We start from the raw sequence: 20,290 nt of genomic DNA on the forward strand, positions 1-20,290 counted from the left end.
CTGATATCAGTTGCCTTCCGGAACGGGCGCAAACGGACAATGCCCCCTTCGTATGAACCACGCGAAAGCGCGGGCGAATATCCGCCACGCGCCCTGTGGGAGCAGGGACTTGGGGCATCGCGAGTGCGGGGGTGGCCGTCCGGTCGTCGGCGGCCGCCGACGCCCCGAACTCATTCGAGTGGGTGATGCCGGCGCAGGGGTGGCCGTCCCTCTTGTGGGCATCCAACCCTTTGGCGCCGACGCGGGGCTGACGAGGACCGACGAGGGGGCACCGTGAGCCGCACAGGACGGAGGCCGGCCGAGGGCGGAACGGCCTGGGGGAAGGCGGCACTTGTCGCCCTCCCGGCCGTGGCGGCCGTGGCGGCGATGTCCGTCGGGATGGCGCAGGGCGTGCTGGCGTCGTCCTTCGCGGTGTCGGGCAAGGCCTTTCAGGTGTCGTCGGGCCGGCTCTCGAGCAAGGGGCTGGCCTCGTTCGTCGACGTCGCCCGGGCCGCCGACGGGGAGGGCCACGCCGGTGCCCTGCTCGGCATCGGCGACGCCCGGCTGTCGGACATCTGCCAGTCCGCCCGGATCGACACCCCCGTGGGAGCCGTGGTGTTCAAGCTGACGGCCGGCGGCAAGGCCGGTCAGGTGGCCGTGCGCAATCTGGTCCTGCACAGCCAGGACCTCGCCGGTGACGCGGAGTTCGGCGATGTGCAGATCGGCCGGGACGCCTCCACGCTGGACCGGGTGCCCGGCATCAGGGGTGAGCCGGGGCGGTTCGGCCTGCAGGCCGCCGATGTCACGGTGAGCGGAGTGAAGTCGCACGCCTGGTCCGCCACCGGCGGCGACTTCCGCCTCAAAGGGCTCAGCCTCGATGTGAGCCTCGACGGCCGGACGTGCTTCTGAGGACGGCACCGGGCCACGGCCCCTCCGACCCGCCGCCGAGGGCGCGCGCCGTGCGCCTCGCGCGGGCCCTGCGCGGCTGGCGGCGCACCCGCCCGTTCTGGGCAGGGGCCCTGCTGATCCTGGGCGGCGCCGAACTGCTCGTCGTCCCGCTCGCGCCGTGGACGGTGCTGGTCGGGCTGGGGCTCGGCGGCATCGCGGCCCTGGGCATCGGGGCCGCGCTGGCGGCCGCCGGTCTGTTCCTGTGGTTCCTTCCGCACACCCGGCACTACGTGGGCATCCACGCGGTGATCCTTGCGGTGGTGTCCTTCGCGGCCACCAACCTCGGCGGTTTCCTCCTCGGCGCGCTGCTGGGCATCGCGGGCGGCGCGATGGGCTTCGCCTGGACGCCGGCGCCCGCGCCGGAGCCCCCGCAGCCGCACTCCCCCGAGCCGGCCCCCCTGCGTCCCGGGGGCCCGCCCAGGAGCCTCGCGGCCGTGCTGCCCGTCGTACTGCTGGCCGGTCCGACGGTCCCCCAGCGGGCGGACCGGGTGCCCGCGGCCGTCACGGCGCCCCGTACGCCGCCGACGGTGACCACCACGCGCTTCGCCCCCCGCGGCCTCACCCTGGCCGGGGTCGAGGAGGTGCGTACCGATGACGGCCCGCGCCGGGTCATGGTGCTGCGCATGCGGGCGGCCTCGCTGTCCGACTACCGGCTGCGGACCCACGACGGCGGGGCCGAGTTCGCCCTCGACGTGGCCGAACTGCACCTGAGCGGTGACGTCACGCTCTACCTCACCCGGTTCAGCGGCTGCGTCCAGGGCCTGGTGTGCACCACGTTCACCCCCGACACGCTGCCCGTGCCGCCGGTCGTGCCGCCCTTCGTCTTCCTGACGGACGTCGACGCCGAGCAGGCCCTCGTCACCAGCGGCACGATCGTCGCGGACGGGCTGCGCATCGGGACGGCCCCGGTGGAGGGGCGGTGATACGGGACCGCCCCGGTCGGCGGGTGCCGACCGGGGCGGAACGCGGTGCCGTCTCGGATCAGCCGAGGGTCGCGATGGCCTCGTTGAAGGTCTTCGACGGACGCATCACGGCCGAGGCCTTGGCGGCGTCGGGCTGGTAGTAGCCGCCGATCTCGACCGGCTGGCCCTGCACGGCGATCAGCTCGTCGACGATCGCCTGCTCCTGCTCGGTCAGCGTCGCGGCCAGCGCCGAGAACGCCTGCGCGAGCTGGGCGTCGTCGGTCTGCTTGGCCAGCTCCTGGGCCCAGTACAGCGCCAGGTAGAAGTGGCTGCCGCGGTTGTCGATGCCACCGAGGCGGCGGCTCGGCGACTTGTCCTCGTTGAGGAACGTGGCGGTCGCGCGGTCGAGGGTGTCGGCGAGGACCTGGGCGCGCGCGTTGCCCGTGGTCTGCGCGAGGTGCTCGAAGCTGACCGCGAGGGCGAGGAACTCGCCCAGGCTGTCCCAGCGCAGGTAGTTCTCCTTGACCAGCTGCTGCACGTGCTTCGGGGCGGAGCCGCCGGCACCGGTCTCGAAGAGACCGCCACCGTTCATGAGGGGGACGACCGAGAGCATCTTGGCGCTCGTGCCGAGCTCCAGGATCGGGAAGAGGTCGGTCAGGTAGTCGCGCAGGACGTTGCCGGTGACGGAGATGGTGTTCTCGCCGCGGCGGATGCGCTCCAGGGAGAACGCGGTGGCCTCGACCGGCGACATGATCTCGATCTGCAGGCCCTCGGTGTCGTGCTCGGCGAGGTAGGTGCGGACCTTCTCGATCAGCTGCGCGTCGTGGGCGCGGCCCTCGTCGAGCCAGAACACGGCCGGGTCGCCGGTGGCGCGGGCGCGGGTGACGGCGAGCTTGACCCAGTCCTGGATCGGCGCGTCCTTGGTCTGGCACATGCGGAAGATGTCGCCGGCGCCCACGACCTGCTCGAGGACGACATTGCCGGCCCCGTCGACGACGCGCACGGTGCCCGTGGCGGGGACCTCGAAGGTCTTGTCGTGGCTGCCGTACTCCTCGGCCTTCTGCGCCATCAGACCGACGTTGGGCACCGAGCCCATGGTCGACGGGTCGAAGGCGCCGTTGGCGCGGCAGTCGTCGAGGACGACCTGGTAGACGCCGGAGTAGCTGCTGTCCGGGAGGACCGCGAGGGTGTCGGCCTCCTGGCCGTCCGGGCCCCACATGTGACCGGAGGTGCGGATCATCGCCGGCATGGAGGCGTCGACGATGACGTCGCTCGGGACGTGCAGGTTGGTGATGCCCTTGTCGGAGTCGACCATCGCCAGGGCGGGGCCCTCGGCGAGCTCGGCGTCGAAGGAGGCCTTGATCGCGGCGCCCTCGGGCAGGGCCTCCAGGCCCTTGAAGATGCCGCCGAGGCCGTCGTTCGGGGTCAGGCCCGCGGCGGCGAGCTGCTCGCCGTACTGCGCGAACGTCTTCGGGAAGAAGGCGCGGACCACGTGGCCGAAGATGATCGGGTCGGAGACCTTCATCATCGTGGCCTTCAGGTGCACGGAGAACAGCACGCCCTCGGCCTTGGCGCGGGCGACCTGCGCCGTGAGGAACTCGCGCAGCGCCGCGACGCGCATGACGGACGCGTCGACGACCTCGCCCGCGAGGACCGGCACCGACTCGCGCAGGACGGTGGTGGAGCCGTCGTCACCGGAGAGCTCGATGCGCAGCGTGCCGGCCTCGGCGATGACCGCGGACTTCTCGGTGGAGCGGAAGTCGTCGACGCCCATGGTGGCGACGTTCGTCTTCGACTCGGACGTCCAGGCGCCCATGCGGTGCGGGTGCGCCTTGGCGTAGTTCTTGACCGACGCGGGGGCACGGCGGTCGGAGTTGCCCTCGCGCAGGACCGGGTTGACGGCGCTGCCCTTGACCTTGTCGTAACGGGCGCGGACGTCGCGCTCCTCGTCGGTCTTCGGGTCGTCCGGGTAGTCCGGCAGCGCGTAGCCCTGCTGCTGCAGCTCGGCGATCGCGGCCTTGAGCTGCGGAATCGAGGCCGAGATGTTCGGCAGCTTGATGATGTTCGCCCCGGGGGTCTTCGCCAGCTCACCGAGCTCGGCGAGCGCGTCGTCGATGCGCTGGCCCTCCTCGAGACGCTCCGGGAAGCTGGCGATGATCCGCCCGGCCAGGGAGATGTCCCGGCTCTCCACCGTGACCCCGGCCGTCGAGGCGTAGGCCTCGACCACGGGCAGGAACGAGTACGTCGCCAAGGCCGGGGCCTCGTCGGTGTGGGTGTAGATGATGGTCGAGTCAGTCACCGGGTGCTCCGCTTCACGTCTGTAACATTGCTCGACATCAAGATATCCCCTGGGCGCCGCTCCCTCGGCCCTGCCCCCGCCGACGGCGGAGGCGCGGCCCGGGCAGGCGGCCTAACCGAGCTCGGCGAAGCCTTCCACCGCCGTCGTCCTGCCGGTGACGACGAGGATGTCGCCGGGTTCGACGACGGTCTCGGCCGTGGCGTGGGTGAAGTCCTGGCCGGGCCGTTTGATGCCGACGACCGTCACCCCGTACTTGCTGCGGACGTGGCTCTCGCCGAGGGGCAGCCCGGTGACGACGCCCGGGGCGCCGGTCTTGGCCAGGGCGTAGTCGTCGTCGAATTCGATGAAGTCCAGCATCCGGCCGGCCACCAGGTGGGCGACGCGCTCGCCCATGTCGTGCTCGGGGAGGACGACGTGGTGGGCGCCGAGCCGTTCCAGGATCCGGCCGTGCTGCCGGCTGATGGCCTTGGCCCAGATGTTGGGCACGCCCACCTCCAGGAGGTTGGCGGTGACCAGGATGCTGGCCTCGACGTCGGTGCCGATGCCGACGACGGTGCTGGTGAAGTCGTGCACGCCGAGCTGCTGGAGGGCCATCGGGTCGGTGCAGTCGGCCGTCGCGGCGTGGGTGATCTCCTCGCTGAGCTTCTGGACCAGCCGGGGGTCGGTGTCCACGCCCAGCACGTCCCAGCCGCGGCGCATCAGTTCGTGGGCGAGCGAGCTGCCGAACCGGCCGAGGCCGATCACGGCGATCCGCTGGTCCCCGGTGGGGCGGGCCCGCCGGGCGCCTCGTTCGGTGCGGCGCAGGCGTCGGCGGAGGGGGTTGGGGTGATCAGCCAATGACGGGTCGCTCCTCGGGTAGCTGGTAGCGGCGACGGCGTTCGCGCAGCGCCAGGGCCGACACCAAGGTGACGGGCCCGAGCCGGCCGACGAACATCAGGGCGATGAGGATGAACTGGCCGGACGTGGGGAGGTCCGGGGTGATGCCGGTCGACAGGCCCACGGTGCCGAAGGCCGAGACGATCTCGAACAGCACCGCCGCCAGCGGCATGCCGGAGACGGTGAGGAGCGCCAGGGTGGCGACCACCACCAGGCCCACGCCCAGCAGGGCGACGGTGACGGCCTGGCGGAGCACGGACGGCCCCAGGCGCCGCCCCATGACCTCGGCCGCGGGCTCGCCGCGGACCTCGGCGAGCATGGCGACGGCCAGGACGGCGAAGGTCGTGACCTTGATCCCGCCGGCGGTGCCCGCGCTGCCGCCGCCGACGAACATCAGCATGCAGGTCGCCAGGAGCGTCGACGGCCGCAGGGCGCCGATGTCGAGGGCGTTGAAGCCGGCGGTGCGGCTCACCGCCGAGTGGAAGAAGCCGTTGAGGACCTTCTCGTCCCAGTCGAAGGGGCGCAGCGTCCCGGGGTTGGTCCATTCCAGCAGGCAGGTCAGCACGGTGCCGACGGCCAGCAGCAGCACGCTGGTGAGCAGGGTGAGCTTGGTGTGCAGCGACCAGTTGCGCTTGCCGGTGGTGCGCCTGCGGCGCCGGTGGCGCACCAGCTCCAGCAGGACGGGGAAGCCGAGCCCGCCGAGGATGACGGCGCCCGCGACCGGCAGCGTCACCCACGGGTCCCGGGCGTACGGGACGAGGTTGTCGGCGCGCAGTCCGAAGCCGGCGTTGTTGAAGGCCGAGACGGCGTGGAAGAACCCGAGGTAGGTGGCGTCGTCGGCGTCCTCGCCGTACCCGAAGTGGAAGCGCAGGGCGAGGATCGCGCCCACGCCGGCCTCCACGACCAGGGTGGAGCCGGCGACGCCGAGCAGCACGCGCCGTACGGCGCCGATGTCCAGGCTCTTCGTCTCCGCCTGTGCGGTCAGCTGCATCCGCAGCCGCAGCCGGCCGGAGACCAGGAGCGCCAGCAGCGAGGCCATGGTCATGATGCCGAAGCCGCCGACCTGGATCAGCAGGAGGATGACGCCTTCGCCGAAGCCGCTCCAGTACGTGCCGGTGTCCACCGTGACCAGTCCGGTCACGCAGACCGCGGAGGTCGAGGTGAACAGCGCGGTGACCCAGCCCGTGCCGCCCCCGCGCTCGGCGGCGGGCGGCAGCGCCAGGAGGGCCGCCCCGGCCAGGATCACCAGCGCGAAGGCCAGGACGAGGGTCCGGGCGGGGTGGACGGTGAGCAGCGACCGCAGCAACCGCCGCAGCCGCGTCGCCGGACGTCCCGCCACGTGCCGACCTCCCGTCGTCGACTCGTCGGTGCCAGGCCGCACCCTATCCGCACATATCGCCCATACCTGGCCATTGCGCCGATCGGTGGGGATGCGGGAAGGGGCGTGGGAGCGGGCCTCCCGGTGCGGTCAGGAGCCGGGCTCCGCCCGGAAGGTCGCGCGGTATGCCTTCGGTGTGGTGCCGACGTGCCGTGCGAAGTGGTGCCGCAGGGCCTCGATCGACCCGAAACCCGCGGCCCGGGAGATCCGCTCCACCGGGAGGTCGGTGGTCTCGAGCAGCTCCCTGGCCCGTTGCAGACGCCGGTGGAGCAGCCACCGCAGCACAGTGGTCCCCGTCTGGGCACGGAAGTGCCGGGAGAGGCTGCGCGGGCTCATCGCGGCCCGGGCCGCGACGTCGGCGACGGTCAGCGGCCGGTCGAGGTTGTCCTGCATCCACTGCAGGGTGGGGCCGAGGTCGGCGCAGTCGCCCGCGGGGTCGCGGTACTCGATGAACTGGGCCTGCCCGCCGGCGCGCTGCGGAGCCATGACGGTCATCCGCGCGGTGTGGGCGGCCGCCGCGGCGCCGTGGTCGCGTCGCACCATGTGCAGGCACAGATCGAGCCCCGCGGCGACGCCGGCGGAGGTCAGGACGTGCCCGTTGTCGACGAACAGGACGGACGGGTCCACTTCCACTTCGGGGAAGGACTTCGCCAAATGCTCGGCGAACATCCAGTGGGTGGTCGCCCGGTGCCCGTCGAGCAGCCCGGCCGCCGCGAGCACGAACGCCCCCGTACAGATCGACGCCACACGCGCGCCCGCGGCGGCCGCGTCGCGCAGGAGCCGCACGGTGCGCGGGGACGGCGGCCGGTGCGGATCGACGCCGGGGACGATCACGGTGTCGGCGTCACGGACGCCGGCCAGACCGTACGGCGCGGAGATACGGAAGGGGGACTGCTCCCCCGCGGTCGCCGTGACCGTCCGTTGGGCGCACACCCTGACCTCGTAGGCGGGCGTGCCGTCAGGCTTGCGTGCGAGCGCGAACACCTGGCACGGAATGGCCAGATCGAAGCCCGACACGTCATCGAGGGCGAGGATGGCGACGATGTGCATGTGGCCGCATCCTACGCAGGGGCGGCATTCGTGCCACGGCCGGTGGCCCGGCGCACGGCACCCCCCGCCTGCCGCCGGTACACCGAGTACTGCAGCTGGTCCTTGGCGGGGCCGGCGGCGTGCCAGCGCAGGTGCCATTCGTCCGGGGAGAGGGCGGTGAACGTCCCGTCGTAGAGATCACGGGCACAGGGGTGGCGGGCCGTCCAGCGGCCCGTGCGAAGGTCCAGATCGTGGAACGGCCGGCCGTCGGCGAAGGTGACGTCGGCGGTGCCGTCCGGCTTCGGACGCAGCCCGAGCGTCCGGCCGGCCTGGTTGACGGCACCGTTCCAGGTCAGCTCGCCCCGCTCGACGTGCACGAGCCCGGCCCCGTCCCCGGCCGCCCGGAACTCGGCCGTGCCGCGGAACGTCCCCCGGTCCCCGGTGGCCAGGTCGACCAGCGTGCGGTCGACGGTCCACCGCCCGGTCAGATAGGCCGCGACGTCGGGTACCGGATGCGGTGCCGGATCAGGGGTGATGCTGTTCACCAGGCCATTGTCGCCGTGGTCGGCGACCCGCATTTCCTCAGGTAATATTCATGTCGCGCGCCGCTAGCTCAGTTGGTTAGAGCAGCTGACTCTTAATCAGCGGGTCCGGGGTTCGAGTCCCTGGCGGCGCACCCGGAGGTAGAGCCCCCGCCGTTCGACGGCGGGGGCTCTATCCATTCCCGCTACGACAGTGCGCCGGTGATCACGGACGTCGCTTCCGCGATCAGTTTGTTGTCGTACTTGTCGTCCTTCTTGGTGCGGTTCGACATGATCGCCAAGACGAGGGGGGCCGCGCCGGGGCGCCACACCACCGCGATGTCGTTGCGGGTCCCGTAGCCCTGGCCGGCTCCGGTCTTGTCGCCGACCGCCCAGCCCTTGGGCACTCCGGCCCTGATGAGCTCGCCTCCCGTGGTGTTGTTCCGCAGCCACTGCTCGAGCTGTGCGCGTTCGCCCTTGCCCAGGGCGTCTCCGAGGACGAACGCGCGCAGGTCCTTGGCCAGCGCCCGCGGGGTGCTCGTGTCCCGCGTCTCGCCCGGGGCCCACAGGTTCAGCTCGGGCTCGCGGCGCTCCATCCGGGTGACGTCGTCGCCCATCCCTTCGAGGACGGCGTCCAGGCCCTTGGGACCACCGAGTGCGTCGAAGAGAAGGTTGCCCGCGGTGTTGTCGCTGTAGCGGACAGCGGCGTCGCACAGCTCGCGCAGGGTCATGCCGGTCTCGACGTGCTTCTCGGTCACCGGGGAGTAGTCGACGAGATCGTCCTTGGAGTACGTGACCCTGCGGTCCAGCCCGCTCAGCGAGTACTTCTTCAGCACGGCACCGGCGGCCAGCGCCTTGAACGTGGAGGCGTGGGCGAACCGCGCGCCGTCGTTGTAGGCCACCTCGCGCCCGGTGCCGGTGTCGACGGCGTAGACGCCCAGCCGCGCGTCGAACTTGCGCTCGAGCTCCTTGAGCTCGCCTATCGACTTCTCGGCCGCACCCGGCGTCGCGGCGGACGACGAGGGGGCCGGGGAGCCGCCCTGGCCGCAGGCCGTGAGCGGGATGATGGCGAGCGCGGCGAGCGCACCGAGAACGGCACGGCGGGCACGGCTGTGCTGCATGGTCCAAACCTCCAGGGGCGCCCGGCACAGGGCGCGTTGGGGACGGGTGGCACGGACCGTCCCGATGGGCGATCACGACTGCTGGGACCACCCTCACCGCCGGAGGTCCATGCGGTCCAATACGCTTGTGCGCGGTTCCATGCTGATGTGGCATAGAGTTCGGGCCGTGGATCTTGTGGGGGCATGTCGCGCGTTCGTCAGCGTCAGCAAGCACGGCAGTTTCACCGACGGAGCGGCCGCCGCCCGGATGTCCCAGTCGGTGGCCAGCCGTCGCGTCGCCGCCCTGGAGGAACGCTTCGGTGAGCAGCTGTTCGAGCGCACCTCGCGGCGGGCCGTCCTCACCCCCTTCGGCCGGGACATGCTGCCGGTGGCCAGGCAGCTCGTCCAGGCGGCCGACGTGCTGCTCCACGAAGCGGAAGCCGCCAAGCGGAAGCCGTGGCGGCTCGCGGTGCCCGGCACCTGCTCCACCGTCGACCTCGCCCGTCTCGTCGCCGAGGCACGGGGGCACGACATCACGCTCGACCTCCGCGTCGCGGCGCCCGCGCAGCGCATGGAGCTCATCCACGCGCAGCAGGCGCGTGCCGCCCTGCTCGCGGTGCCGCCGGCCGAGGCGACGTGGACCGTGCCGCTCGGGCTCGCCGGCGCCCACGATCCTGGCGTGAAGCGCGTCTACCTGGAGACGCTGCGGGTCGGACGGGCGTCCCCCGACCCGGCCCGTCGCGTCTGGCTCCAGCCGGAGGACGACGTACCGCACATCCGCGACCCGCTGACGCGACTGCGCGACGCGCTCGGCCTGCGCCCCGCGCAGCTCGTCGCGGCGTCCGACCTGACGACCGCCGCGGCGGAGGTCCTGTGCACACGCGACCTGCTCCTGTGCTCCCCCGCGCAGGCCGCGGAACTCGCCCTGCACTGGTGCCCCATCGGCGAGATCGCGCTCGGCCGGGGGTACGCCCTCGCCGCCGCCGCGGACGGCAATCCCCAGCACATCGAAGCGCGCCTGGGCGACGCCATCGCCTGCTGCCTCGGCGCGGACACCCGGGCGGACACCGCGAGAGGGACCACTGCATGAACACCGAGGCGCTGCTCCACGACCTGCGCCGGCAGCTGCTCGACGGCGGCCTGCACGGCTGCCTGCTCGTACGGGACCTCCACACGGGAGAGGAGCTGGGGATCGACCCCGACACCCCGCTGCCTTCCGCATCCCTGGTCAAGGTCCCGCTCGCGCTGGCGACGGTGGAGCGCATACGACGGGGCGAGCTCGACGGAGCCACGCTGCTCGACGTGCAGCCGGGGCGGATCACCACGCCCGGCCCCACCGGGCTGAGCCGTTTCCGCCACCCCGTCCGGATCGCGATCGACGACCTGCTCTACCTGAGCACCTGCGTGAGCGACGGAACAGCCGCCGACGCGCTGTTCGCCCTCACCCCGCCCGCCCGGGTCACCGACATCCTCCACGAGCACGGCCTGCGCGGCATCACCGTCCGGCACGTCACCGGCGAGCTCTCCGACACCCCCGAGGAACGCTTCGGCGCCGCCCAGGCCCATCTCGCCCACGCCCTCGCCATCGACGCCGGCACCGGCGGCCGTGGACACCGGGTGCCCCAACTCGACACCACCCGCGCCAACACCGGCAGCGCACGCGCCTGGGTCGCGCTGCTCCAGGCCCTGTGGACCCCGTCGACGATCCACCCCGAGGTGGCGGAGCGGGTGCGCGACCTCATGGCCCACAACCTGCTCCTGCACCGCCTCGCCCCGGACTTCAGCTCCGACGCCACCACCTGGTCCTCCAAGACCGGCACGCTGCTGAACCTGCGCCACGAGATCGGCGTCGTCGAGCACTCCGACGGCCAGGCGTTCGCCATCGCCGTCCTCACCGAGTCGCTCGTCCCGGCCAGTTCCCAGCCCGGCGCCGAAGCCCTCATGGCCCAGGTCGCCCGGACCCTGCGCGACCACCTCCGGCACCTGTAGCCGTATGCGCGCTTCTGGATGCGCCCGGGTCCGGTGGAGGTCCACCGGACCCGGGCGCTCCCCGGGCGGTCAAAGGGGTCGGTCAGTCGACCCAGACGATTCCGTCGCCGCCGTCATGGCCGATGGTCTTCGCCATGATGTTGCCTTCCTGCCAGTACTTGGGGTGCTGCTGCAGGAAGCCGCCGACGGACGCCACCGAGGTCGCGTCGCACACCCCGTCGGTGCGCAGGCAGAAGCGCTGCACCGGGATGCCCTCGAACTTCGCCGGGCCGGCGCCCGGAGAGGTGAATCCGAAGGCGCTCCAGCCCTTGGGGATCTTGGCCCAGATGCCGGTGCCGGGCTGCAGCGGGTCGGCGTAGAGCATGCCGTTCACCTGCGAGCGGGGAATGCCGGTGCCGCCCTTGGCGATCGTCTGCAGCACCTGGTCGGCCACGTGCGCGCCCTGGGAGTACCCGACGATCGTGAGACGGGCGTTCGGGTCGCGACGGTGGGTGTCCTCGGCGGCGGCCAGCAGGTTCTTGTATCCCTCGCGCACGCTGGCGTCGAAGCTCGGCGCGGTCACATCCGGGACGTTGCGACCGTTGAGCCAGGGTCCGGCGCTCGCCGGGTAGCACACCGGCACCGGAATGCCGCCGTTGAGGTACTTGTTGGCGATGGCGAAGGTGCTGGTGCAGTCGGGGGCGGGCGCCGCCGAGCCCGTGCCGCCGATCTCCAGGTAGTAATGACGTACCGGATCGGCGTGGGCCGCGGTGGGCGTGATCGCGGTGGCGGCCACGACCGCCGCCGTCGCACCGGCTACGGCGAGGGCCTTCTTCCATCTGCTGACCAGGGTCATTCTCTGCTCCTCCATGAGGCGATACGGCACACAACTGCCGTGAACCGCTACGACGTTAGGCACGGCCGTTGACATCGCGATGAAACAGCTCGACGAGCGCGCGCAGGATGAAGAGGTTGGGGATCCCGGAGGCCGTGGGGCCCAACCGGTGCCACGTCCCGTCGACGTCGAGCTCGACGACCCCCTTCCGGACCCGGATGCCACGGACCTGCGGCCACGGCGCACAGACCTCTCCGTACCCGATCGCCTCCCTGGTCAGCCAGATATCGCCGAAGGTCAAACGTTCGCCCTCGTCAAGCGCGAACAGCGCACGGGGCAGTTGGGCGCTGATGACGCCCCGCTGTATCGCGGAGCGCCATTCCGCCGCGTCGCCGCGCTCCGGCCAGGCGCGCAACACGACCCGCTCCCCGTCGACGTCGGTGAGCGTGCAGGCGGTGCCGGCGCCGGCCGCGTCATGCGGGTCGGGCGAACCCGTCCGGAACACGGAGGTGGCGTCGTAGCGGACGACATGGATCCGCCCCTTCACGGCCACCGTCAATCCGTGCACGTACAGGTCGAGTCGCGCCTCGTCGCGCTCGTTCGCCCCGGACGACCTGCCGTACCGGACGAAGCCCAGCAGACTCCGCATCCCCCGGGCCCGTGGGTCCTTCGCAGGTGCCGTGTGCGCGTACCCCGCGTAGGTGGCACGCCGCTTGCCCAGGCGCTCGCGGCCGGCCGCTGCCGAGATCCTCGCCAGCAGCAGCTCCTCGCCGCGCGTACGCCGCGTCGGTCCCGTCACTGTGCGGTTCCGGTGAGGCCGAGGCGGGCTTCGTCCCCGCGCAGGATCATCTGGTGCGTCCGCCGCAGCATCGGGCCCGGATAGACCCCCAGCTCCTCGGCCAGACGGCGGCGGGTACGGTCGAACACGGTCAGGGCGTCGACCTGCCGGCCGCCGAGGTACAGGGCGCGCATGAGCATCGCGGCCACCGGTTCGTTCAGGGGCTGCGCCCCGGCCAGGGCCGACAACTCGGCGATCGCTTCGGAGTGCTGGCCCAACTGCAGCTGCCAGTCGAGCTTCCGCTGCACCAGGACGATCCTGCGCTCGGTCAGCCGCAGCCGCTCCAGCTCGGCCAACGGGCCGGGCAGGCCGGCCAGGGGCTCGCCGCGGAACAGGTCCAGCGCCTGGGAGCAGGCGCGCACCGCCTCGGTCAGCTCGCCCGCCCGCCCGGCCCTACCGGCCGCGGAGACCAGTTCCTCCACGCGCGCCACGTCCACGGCAACCGCCCCGGGGAGCAGCCGGTAGCCGCACCGGTCGCGCCCGATCACCGAGTCCGGGCCGCCCACCACGTGCAGGATCTTGCGCAGCCGGTAGATGTACACCGGCACCACCTTCGTACTGGGCGGCTCCTCCCCCCACACCCCGTCGAGCAGTTCCTGCTGACTGACCGTCCGGCCCTGGCACAGTGCCAGCGCCGCCAGTACGGCTTGCTGGCGCAGATGCCCGAGGTCCAGGGGCTGTCCGTCGCGCCAGGCCCGCAGCGGTCCGAGCAGCGATATCCGCAGCCGCGGTCCGGCCACACGACGGGTGGCGGTCGGTGGCAGCGGGCTCGCCGCCCGCCTGCGGGGGCCGCGGCCGGGGGCGACCAGACCGCAGTCGAAGGCGTGGACGATGGCGGCGGCCCGGTCGCGCAGCCCGAGTTCGGCGAGGATCCGTGCGAGGTATCCGGCCACGGCGTCCTCGGGGATGGCGAGGGCGGCGGCGATCTCGTCGTTCCTCAGGCCGCAGCCGACCGCGTAGAGCACCTCGCGCTCCTGGTGCCTGAGCGTGGTGACGGTGGGCTGGCCGGTGGTTGCGGTGATCGGCATCGTGGCTCCCCGAGGCTCTGTGCCGCTTCCTGCGGCGACGCCGTCGACGCTGGCCCCGGGGCCGGGAATCGGACAGGCCAAGGGACCGGCCGTATGCGGCCGGTGGCCGCGCTAGAGTCCCTCACCTGGGGAAACTACATATCGAGGGGGAAGGCCGTGACCTGTGGCCAGTGAGTTCAGCGCGCTGTTACGGCGGCTGCGGCGCGACGCGGGAATGACTCAGGAGACCCTGGCGGAGCGCGCCGGAGTGGGCGTGCGCACCATCCGCGGGCTGGAGACCGGCGAGCGCGCCGACCCCCGGGTGACCACGGTGCGGCTGCTGGCCGACGCGCTCGGGCTGGCGCCGGAGGACCGCGAGGAGCTGTTGGCCGCCGCCATCAGCCGGACCGGGAACGGAAATCAGCCGGACGAGGCGACCGGGCACCGGCAGCCGGACGGCTCCCCCGGCCCCGGGAACCGGCCGGACCTCCCCACCGGGCGCGGGAACCCGCCGGACGAGTCGACCGCCCACGTCCGGCCCGTCACCGGGCAGCCGGGTTCGGCGTTCCAGGAGGCCCTGGCCGACGTCGGCGAGCAGCTCGCGCAGGCGGTGGCCGCCCGCTGGCAGCGCGAGGAGGAGCACCGGCAGGTCCACGATCCCTACCCGCTGCCGGTGCGCTGGCAGCCGGCTCCCGAGGAGCTGACCGACCACTGGGCCAACATCCGCTGTCTGCCCGCCGGGGTCGGGGACGGTCCGCTGGACCTGAGCGGGCGGCTGGACGAGATCGTGGGCGTCTACCGGCGGATACCGTCCGGGCGGCTGGTGGTGCTGGGCCGGCCCGGCTCCGGCAAGACGGTCCTCGCCGTGCGGTTCGTCCTGGACCACCTGAAGTCGAGGGCCCGTACCGACGCCGTACCGGTGATCTTCAGCATCGGCTCGTGGGATCCCACCGCCCTCACGTTCCGGGACTGGCTGACGCGGCAGCTGACGCGCGATCACCCCGGTCTCGCCGCCCCGGGGCCCGCCGGGGCGAGCCTGGCCGCCGCACTGGTCGAGAGCGGCCGGGTGCTGCCCGTGCTGGACGGCTTCGACGAGATCGCCGGCGGTCTGCGCCGGCCGGCGCTGGAAGCGCTGAACGCCACCACCCTGCCCCTCGTGCTGACGAGCCGGCCGTCCGAGTACGCCGCCGCGGTGGCGGAGACCGATGTGCTCACGTCCGCCGCGGCGGTGATCCTGACCGATCTCACCCTCGGCGACCTGGCCGACTACCTGCCGCGCACCACCCGCAAGGCCCGCGGCGGGGACCCCGCGAGAACCGCCTGGGACCCCGTGCTGAGCGAACTGCGCGAGAGACCGCACAGCCGGGCCGGCGCCGACCTCGCCGCGGTGCTCACCACCCCGCTGATGGTGACTCTCGCCCGCGCCGTCTACAGCGACACCCCCGGCCACGACCCGGTCTCGCTCCTGGACACCGGCCGGTTCGGCAGCCCGGCGGAGCTGGAGGAGCACCTCCTCGACAATTTCGTCGCCGCCGTCTACCGCCCCCGGCCGGAACACCGCCCGGGCGGCGGTGCGCGCCGCGACGTCGAACCGGAACGCGCCCGGTACTGGCTCGGCTACCTCGCCCACCACCTGGACCGGCTCGACACCCCCAACCTGGAGTGGTGGCGGCTTGGTTCAGGGCTGCGCCGCTCCACGCGCACGCTGGTGACCGCGCTGGTGATCTGCCTGGTCATCGGGCTCGTCGACTGCCTCGTCGGCACCCTCTTCGACACCCTGGAGTTCCAGCTCCCGGACGGGCTGGTCGTGGGAACCATCGGCGGGTTCATGTTCGGGATCCTGCACTGGTTCATGGTCGCGGCCAGGGACACGGCGGTGGCGCCGTCGGGCGTGCGCATGAAGATGTCCGGCAGGGACGGAAAGGCCGCGCGGAGGGCCGCCTCCCAACTGGTGATCGGATTGCTGGCCGGGCTCGTCTTCGGCTTCGGCTACGGCTTCATCCGCGGCATCCACGACGGCATCGTCTTCGGCGTCGGGCCTGCGATGACCCTGCGCGCCGGCCTCTACGACGGCATGATCTACGGACTCCCGTTCAGCCTGGCGGCCGGTCCCACCTTCGGCCTGCTGGGCCTCCTGCAAACGCCCCTCGACATCCGGTCCGCCATCAGTCCGGCCAGCCTGCTGCGCACCAACTGCCGGACGGTCACTGCCCAACTGCTCGTGTGGGCTCCCACCTTCGGGCTCCTGGTCGGGGTCGGGGCCGGGGTGGTGGTCCGCGTCCTGCCGGCCCTCCTGGGCCCGATCGCCTGGAACACCGCCTCCTCGCTCAAGCTCGGCCTCATCAGCGGGCTCTGCGGCGTACTCGGCTACTCCCTCAGCCTGACGGCCTGGGGCCAGTGGGTGGTCTTCTCCCGGATCTGGCTGCCGCTGACCGGCCGGCTGCCCTGGTCCGTCGTCGGCTTCCTCGAGGACGCGTACGAGCGGGGCGTCCTGCGCCAGGCGGGCGCGGTCTACCAGTTCCGCCACGCCCGCCTCCAGGACCACCTCGCCCGCACCTACCGCGCGCGCCACGCCCCCCGGCGGCCGGAGAGGCGTACGTGATCACGCGGCACCGAACACGACCGCCGAGTTCTGACCCCCGAATCCGAAGTTCTGCTTGACGGCGACGTTGATCGGGGTGGACCGGCCCACGACCGGGGTGTAGTCCAGGTCGCAGTCCGGGTCCGGGTGGTCCAGATTCGCGGTGGGCGGCACGTACTTCTCGCGGATGGCGAGCAGCACGCCGACGCTCTCCAGCACCCCGCACGCGCCGCAGGCGTGGCCGATGACCGATTTGGGCGCCGTGATCGCCACGTGTCGGGCGTGGGAGCCGAAGGCGCGCTTGATGGCCGCTGTCTCCGCCCGGTCGTTGAGCGGTGTCGACGTTCCGTGTGCGCTGACCAGGTCCACGGCGGCGGTGTCGAGGCCGGCGTCGGCGCAGGCCAGCTCGATCGTCCTGGCCGCCACCGCGCCGTCCGGCCGGGGAGCCAGGGCGTGGTGGGCGTCGCAGGTGGACGCGGCGCCGAGCACCTCGCCGTGCACGGTCGCGCCACGGCGCAGCGCGGATCGTTCGGACTCCAGCACGAGCACGGCGGCGCCTTCGGCCGGCACCATGCCGTCGCGATCGCGGTCGAACGGCCGGGAGGCGACCGCCGCCTGCTCGGCGGGTCGCTGGGAGAGTGCGTCCAGCAGGCAGAACGACGCCAGGCACGGCAGGTCCAGCCAGCTCTCCACGCCGCCGACGAGGACCACGTCGGCGGTGCCGTCGCGCACCGCGCGCATTCCGGCTCCGATGGCGTCCGTCGAGGAGGCGCAGGCGGTGGAGATGGTGAGCACCGGGCCGGTGATGTCCAGTTCCTGGGCGACGAGGCCTGCGGCCTGGTTGGGCAGCAGCCGGAGCAGGCCGAGCCGGTTCATCTGCGACCAGCCGCTTTGGCGCAGGGTGGTCACGAGACGTGCGGCTTCGTCGAGCCCGCCGCCGCCGGTGCCGACGTACAGCGCCCCCGGTGGCGTGCTCAGCCCCGCGTCCGCCCGTGCCTTCATCGCCGCGGCGAACAGCAGTTGCTGGAAGCGTGAGGTGCGGCGGATCTGCTGGGCGGACATGTGCTCGCGGGGGTCGAATCCCTTGACCACACCGCCGACCTGGCACGGCAGCGGTTGTTCGAGCTCCAGTGCCGAGATCGCGGGACGCCCCGCGGACAGGGCGTCCCACAACTCGCCCGGTGTGGGACCGGCACACGACTCGACGCCGATGCCGGTCACCAGCACACGGTTGCGCGGCGCCTCGAACATCACAATGCCCCCGCCATCGCGTCGACCACGTCCCCGACCGTGCGGAGGTCGGAGATCCTGATGTCGGTGTCCGCCAGCTCGACCTTGAATTCCTTCTCCAGCGTGGATATCAGCTCCAGCGCCTCCATGGAATCGAGGCCCAGCACCGGCTGGCCGGGGTCGGCCGCGTAGAACAGGGCCGCGTCGCGGGTTATTGCCTTCGGAGATTCGCCCAGGTCCGGCCGGATTCCGATGATGGCCTGGGTGACGACGTGGAACACCTCGGTCATGATGAATTCCTTTCGTGGGGTTTTTACGGCCGTACGGCGGAGAAGTACACGCAGCGTCGCGTGATCGTGAACGGGGCGCGCCCGTATAGCTGTTCCAGCGTCTCGGTGAGCAGTTCGCCCGCGGTGTACCGGTCGATTCCGGGCAACGCGGCGGTGGCGAACATCGGGGTCGAGCACAATGCGGTGAGAAAGCGCGGGCCGAGGGTGAACGCCCGCTCGGTGGCGACCACGTCGGTGAAACCGGCCGCGTCGAGGGCGGCCCGGTAGTCCCCGGCGCTCCTGCGCAGCCCCGAGGGCCGGCCGGCGACCGACCGGGCCAGGGGGAGCCCGCGCGTCCGGGCGACGCGGCGGGCCGTGCCGACCAGCTCGGCGTACAGCGGCAGGTCGGCCGAGCTCTCCGCACCCGAGTAGAAGGCCGAGTTGAACACCAGGCGCCCACCGCCGGTGAGGACCTGACCGATCGCGTCGAGGGCCTCGCCGAGGTCCGGGACGAGATGAATACAGTTGGCCAGCACGACGGTGTCGAAGACGCCCGGTGGGAACAGCCGGGAGACGGAGGCCGCGTCGCCCTCGACGAAGCGGGCCCGGTCGCCCAGCCGGGCCCGGGCCGCGTCGAGCAGGGCGGCGTCGGGGTCGGCTCCGACCAGGGACATGGCCGGGTCGCGCCGCAGCAGTTGCTCGCTGACGGCACCGTCGCCGCACCCCAGGTCGAGGACGGCCGGCCCGGAGCCGACCGGGACCAGGTCGAGCAGCGTACGGTTCAACTCGGCGTATTCCCGGTCGAGACGCAGCGCGACATAGTCCGTGGACGGTGGTGAGCCGCCCACGGCCCGGGGGGATTTGGTGTCTGCTCGCGCGTTCATGAATTGGCCCTCCATCGAATACGGTCGATGAATCTGCGCAGTGCGGAATCGATGACGGGAGCGGACGCTACCAGCGCGTTCAAGGGGCAACAAGAGGATTGGTTTTCCATGATGCCGCCCCGGTCCGCCTGACCAGCGAACACGTCTCCGTTTCATCTTTGTTTCATCGCGGCCCGATAGCTTCGGCAAGCTGCATCGAGGCGTCATAAGGAGAGCATCGTGATGATGGTTCGCGGCCGGCGCCGCACTGTGTTGGGTCGGCAATAAATTGGAATTCATAGAATTGGGTGACTGCACGATTCCCGCCGGCCGGCTGGTGTTCTGGACACCGTCCGCCCCGGCCTCTTCCTGGGCGGACGACCCGCGGGCGCCCGCGCTCGTCCACGAGCACCATGTGCGTGCCGCGGCCGCGCGGGGCCTGCGGCATGTGGATCCGGCGTGGGTCGGGGTGTCGTTCGGCGTGGGCCGGGTCGGCCGGGACCGGATGGGTGCCGCCTTCTCGTCCTGGCTGCGCCGGCACGAGCACCTGCGGAGCAGGCTGGTGCCGACCCGCGAGGGCTGTGTGCGCCGCACGCTCCCCGCGAGCGCGGTCACGCTGCGGCGGGAGGAGATCGGCGTCTTCGCCGACGGCACCTCGGCGCGGCGGCAGATCGAGGCCTTCTTCGACTGCGGCGCCGGACCGTTGGGCTGGCCGCAGGTGGTCTTCGCCACGGTCGAGGGCGCGGACGGGGTGACGGTGTTCGTGGGGGCGGATCACGGCATCGTGGACGGCTATACCCTCGCCATGATCCCGGGGCAGATCCGCGGCGCCCTGGCCGGCCGCGCCGAGGGCGTACCCAGGCCGACCTTCCTGGACTTCGGGGCCGCGGAACGGCGCCTGGTCGACCGGCTGCCGATGGGGCCCGAGCACGTGGACCGCTGGCGGGCCCTGCTCGGCGACGACCGTGGCAGGACGCCCGCCTTCCCCCTGCCGCTCGGCGCGTCGGAGGCGCCGCTCACGCAGGGCAGCGCCTACCGCCGGCTCCTCGACGGGCCGGCGACCACCCGGTTCGCCGCCGCGTCACGCGCGGGCGGAGGCACCACCGCCGCGGGGCTGCTCGCCTGCCTCGCGCTCGCCGCGGAGGAGGTCGCCGGTGAACGGCACCTGTCCGTGGTAAGCCTGGCCAACACCCGGCCCGACCGGTGGCAGGCGTCGCCGGGCTGGTTCGTCGGCCTGCACCCGGTCCGGATCCCGACGGCTCCCGGGTCGGCCTTCGAGGACACCGTCGCCCTCGCCTCCGCCGAACTGCGCCGGCACAGACCGGGGCCGGGCAGTTCGCTGCCACACATCAGCCGGATGCTGCGCAGGGAGATCCGCCCCCGGTTCGTCGTGTCCTACCTCGACGTACGCCGGGCGGCGGGCACCCCGCCCCAGCCGGAGGACATGATGCTGCGCAGCCGGATCCACGGCCAGGCCGAGGTGTACGTGTGGCTGACCAGGGGCGAGCACGGCGTGCACCTGTCGACCCGCTTCCCCGATACGGCCGTGGCGCGCGAGAGCGTCGGGCGCTTCGTGCTGGCCGCCGCGCACACCGCCGCCCGCGTCGCCGGCGGCCACCGGGCGGCCGAAGCCCTGCCGATGCCCGCCTAGCCGGCCACCCCCCATG

Annotated in this window: 18 protein-coding genes and 1 tRNA gene; 7 read left to right on the forward strand and 12 right to left on the reverse strand. The window is 72.4% G+C overall.

What is annotated here, in order from left to right; genetic code table 11:
* Nucleotides 1–273: 273 nt before the first annotated feature.
* Together ACIGXW_RS16020 and ACIGXW_RS16025 are read left to right on the forward strand one after the other, a co-directional pair.
* Complete coding sequence (locus ACIGXW_RS16020; RefSeq protein WP_399573541.1) at nucleotides 274–888, forward strand: DUF6230 family protein; 615 nt, start codon at nucleotides 274–276, stop codon at nucleotides 886–888.
* Between the two features lie 50 nt (nucleotides 889–938).
* Entirely contained in the window at nucleotides 939–1,850 is a 912-nt protein-coding gene (locus ACIGXW_RS16025) for a DUF6114 domain-containing protein (RefSeq protein WP_399573542.1), read from the forward strand.
* Between the two features lie 58 nt (nucleotides 1,851–1,908).
* On the opposite strand, the gene ACIGXW_RS16030 is transcribed toward ACIGXW_RS16025, so the two are convergent.
* The 5 genes from ACIGXW_RS16030 to ACIGXW_RS16050 all read right to left on the reverse strand — a co-directional run bounded on the left by ACIGXW_RS16030 (nucleotide 1,909) and on the right by ACIGXW_RS16050 (nucleotide 7,956).
* A complete protein-coding gene (locus ACIGXW_RS16030; RefSeq protein WP_399573543.1) occupies nucleotides 1,909–4,128 on the reverse strand; it encodes an NADP-dependent isocitrate dehydrogenase in 2,220 nt (739 codons plus the stop codon).
* Nucleotides 4,129–4,239: 111 nt separating this feature from the next.
* On the reverse strand, nucleotides 4,240–4,965 hold the full coding sequence (locus tag ACIGXW_RS16035; protein ID WP_399573544.1) for a potassium channel family protein: 726 nt from the start codon (nucleotides 4,963–4,965) through the stop codon (nucleotides 4,240–4,242).
* Nucleotides 4,958–6,343: a TrkH family potassium uptake protein gene (locus ACIGXW_RS16040; protein WP_399573545.1), complete on the reverse strand. Its 1,386-nt coding sequence runs from the start codon at nucleotides 6,341–6,343 to the stop codon at nucleotides 4,958–4,960. Before ACIGXW_RS16040 ends, ACIGXW_RS16035 begins: the two co-directional genes overlap by 8 nt.
* A gap of 129 nt (nucleotides 6,344–6,472) precedes the next feature.
* A complete protein-coding gene (locus ACIGXW_RS16045; RefSeq protein ID WP_399573546.1) occupies nucleotides 6,473–7,432 on the reverse strand; it encodes a GlxA family transcriptional regulator in 960 nt (319 codons plus the stop codon).
* 11 nt (nucleotides 7,433–7,443) lie between these two features.
* Nucleotides 7,444–7,956 (reverse strand): DUF6314 family protein, encoded by a 513-nt coding sequence (locus ACIGXW_RS16050; RefSeq protein WP_399573547.1) that lies wholly within the window; start codon nucleotides 7,954–7,956, stop codon nucleotides 7,444–7,446.
* Nucleotides 7,957–8,013: 57 nt separating this feature from the next.
* On the opposite strand from ACIGXW_RS16050, the gene ACIGXW_RS16055 reads away from it, so the two are divergent.
* A tRNA-Lys gene (locus ACIGXW_RS16055) sits at nucleotides 8,014–8,087 on the forward strand.
* Between the two features lie 51 nt (nucleotides 8,088–8,138).
* Here ACIGXW_RS16055 and bla read toward each other — a convergent pair.
* A complete protein-coding gene (gene bla / locus ACIGXW_RS16060; protein WP_399573548.1) occupies nucleotides 8,139–9,053 on the reverse strand; it encodes a class A beta-lactamase in 915 nt (304 codons plus the stop codon).
* Between the two features lie 166 nt (nucleotides 9,054–9,219).
* On the opposite strand from bla, the gene ACIGXW_RS16065 reads away from it, so the two are divergent.
* Nucleotides 9,220–10,122, forward strand: coding sequence for a LysR family transcriptional regulator (locus tag ACIGXW_RS16065; protein ID WP_399573549.1), 903 nt, complete (start codon nucleotides 9,220–9,222; stop codon nucleotides 10,120–10,122).
* Nucleotides 10,119–11,021, forward strand: a complete 903-nt coding sequence (locus tag ACIGXW_RS16070; RefSeq protein WP_399573550.1) for a serine hydrolase — start codon at nucleotides 10,119–10,121, stop codon at nucleotides 11,019–11,021. Before ACIGXW_RS16065 ends, ACIGXW_RS16070 begins: the two co-directional genes overlap by 4 nt.
* Nucleotides 11,022–11,103: 82 nt before the next feature.
* Here ACIGXW_RS16070 and ACIGXW_RS16075 read toward each other — a convergent pair whose 3' ends face one another.
* Genes ACIGXW_RS16075 through ACIGXW_RS16085 form a run of 3 tightly spaced genes read right to left on the reverse strand, consistent with a single transcriptional unit; the run spans nucleotide 11,104 to nucleotide 13,701 of the window.
* A complete protein-coding gene (locus ACIGXW_RS16075; RefSeq protein ID WP_071965385.1) occupies nucleotides 11,104–11,856 on the reverse strand; it encodes a PE-PPE domain-containing protein in 753 nt (250 codons plus the stop codon).
* 55 nt (nucleotides 11,857–11,911) lie between these two features.
* On the reverse strand, nucleotides 11,912–12,634 hold the full coding sequence (locus ACIGXW_RS16080) for a DUF6585 family protein (protein ID WP_399573552.1): 723 nt from the start codon (nucleotides 12,632–12,634) through the stop codon (nucleotides 11,912–11,914).
* Nucleotides 12,631–13,701: a BTAD domain-containing putative transcriptional regulator gene (locus tag ACIGXW_RS16085; protein WP_399573553.1), complete on the reverse strand. Its 1,071-nt coding sequence runs from the start codon at nucleotides 13,699–13,701 to the stop codon at nucleotides 12,631–12,633. The genes ACIGXW_RS16080 and ACIGXW_RS16085 overlap by 4 nt, the downstream gene beginning before the upstream one ends.
* A gap of 163 nt (nucleotides 13,702–13,864) precedes the next feature.
* Here ACIGXW_RS16085 and ACIGXW_RS16090 point away from each other — a divergent pair, with 163 nt between their 5' ends.
* Nucleotides 13,865–16,282, forward strand: coding sequence for a helix-turn-helix domain-containing protein (locus tag ACIGXW_RS16090; RefSeq protein ID WP_399573554.1), 2,418 nt, complete (start codon nucleotides 13,865–13,867; stop codon nucleotides 16,280–16,282).
* Here the strand turns inward: ACIGXW_RS16090 and ACIGXW_RS16095 are convergent, their stop codons facing one another.
* From ACIGXW_RS16095 to ACIGXW_RS16105, 3 genes are read right to left on the reverse strand one after another with little or no spacing between them, the layout of a single operon-like run.
* Nucleotides 16,283–17,512 (reverse strand): beta-ketoacyl-[acyl-carrier-protein] synthase family protein, encoded by a 1,230-nt coding sequence (locus tag ACIGXW_RS16095; RefSeq protein WP_071965389.1) that lies wholly within the window; start codon nucleotides 17,510–17,512, stop codon nucleotides 16,283–16,285. It abuts the gene before it with no gap.
* A complete protein-coding gene (locus tag ACIGXW_RS16100; RefSeq protein WP_071965390.1) occupies nucleotides 17,512–17,781 on the reverse strand; it encodes an acyl carrier protein in 270 nt (89 codons plus the stop codon). The genes ACIGXW_RS16095 and ACIGXW_RS16100 overlap by 1 nt, the downstream gene beginning before the upstream one ends.
* A 23-nt stretch (nucleotides 17,782–17,804) precedes the next feature.
* Entirely contained in the window at nucleotides 17,805–18,644 is an 840-nt protein-coding gene (locus ACIGXW_RS16105) for a class I SAM-dependent methyltransferase (RefSeq protein WP_399573555.1), read from the reverse strand.
* Nucleotides 18,645–18,927: 283 nt separating this feature from the next.
* Here ACIGXW_RS16105 and ACIGXW_RS16110 point away from each other — a divergent pair, with 283 nt between their 5' ends.
* Nucleotides 18,928–20,274: a hypothetical protein gene (locus ACIGXW_RS16110; RefSeq protein ID WP_399573556.1), complete on the forward strand. Its 1,347-nt coding sequence runs from the start codon at nucleotides 18,928–18,930 to the stop codon at nucleotides 20,272–20,274.
* Nucleotides 20,275–20,290 lie beyond the last annotated feature (16 nt).

The organism is Streptomyces sp. NPDC053079, assembly GCF_044546695.1.
Classification (GTDB): Bacteria; Actinomycetota; Actinomycetes; order Streptomycetales; family Streptomycetaceae; genus Streptomyces.

Coding starts and splice junctions, on each gene's coding strand:
- ACIGXW_RS16045 (WP_399573546.1), bottom strand. CDS start 7,432: ATGCACATCGTCGCCATCCTCGCCCTCGATGACGTGTCGGGCTTCGAT.
- bla (WP_399573548.1), bottom strand. CDS start 9,053: ATGCAGCACAGCCGTGCCCGCCGTGCCGTTCTCGGTGCGCTCGCCGCG.
- ACIGXW_RS16070 (WP_399573550.1), top strand. CDS start 10,119: ATGAACACCGAGGCGCTGCTCCACGACCTGCGCCGGCAGCTGCTCGAC.
- ACIGXW_RS16075 (WP_071965385.1), bottom strand. CDS start 11,856: ATGACCCTGGTCAGCAGATGGAAGAAGGCCCTCGCCGTAGCCGGTGCG.
- ACIGXW_RS16085 (WP_399573553.1), bottom strand. CDS start 13,701: ATGCCGATCACCGCAACCACCGGCCAGCCCACCGTCACCACGCTCAGG.
- ACIGXW_RS16095 (WP_071965389.1), bottom strand. CDS start 17,512: ATGTTCGAGGCGCCGCGCAACCGTGTGCTGGTGACCGGCATCGGCGTC.
- ACIGXW_RS16100 (WP_071965390.1), bottom strand. CDS start 17,781: ATGACCGAGGTGTTCCACGTCGTCACCCAGGCCATCATCGGAATCCGG.
- ACIGXW_RS16105 (WP_399573555.1), bottom strand. CDS start 18,644: ATGAACGCGCGAGCAGACACCAAATCCCCCCGGGCCGTGGGCGGCTCA.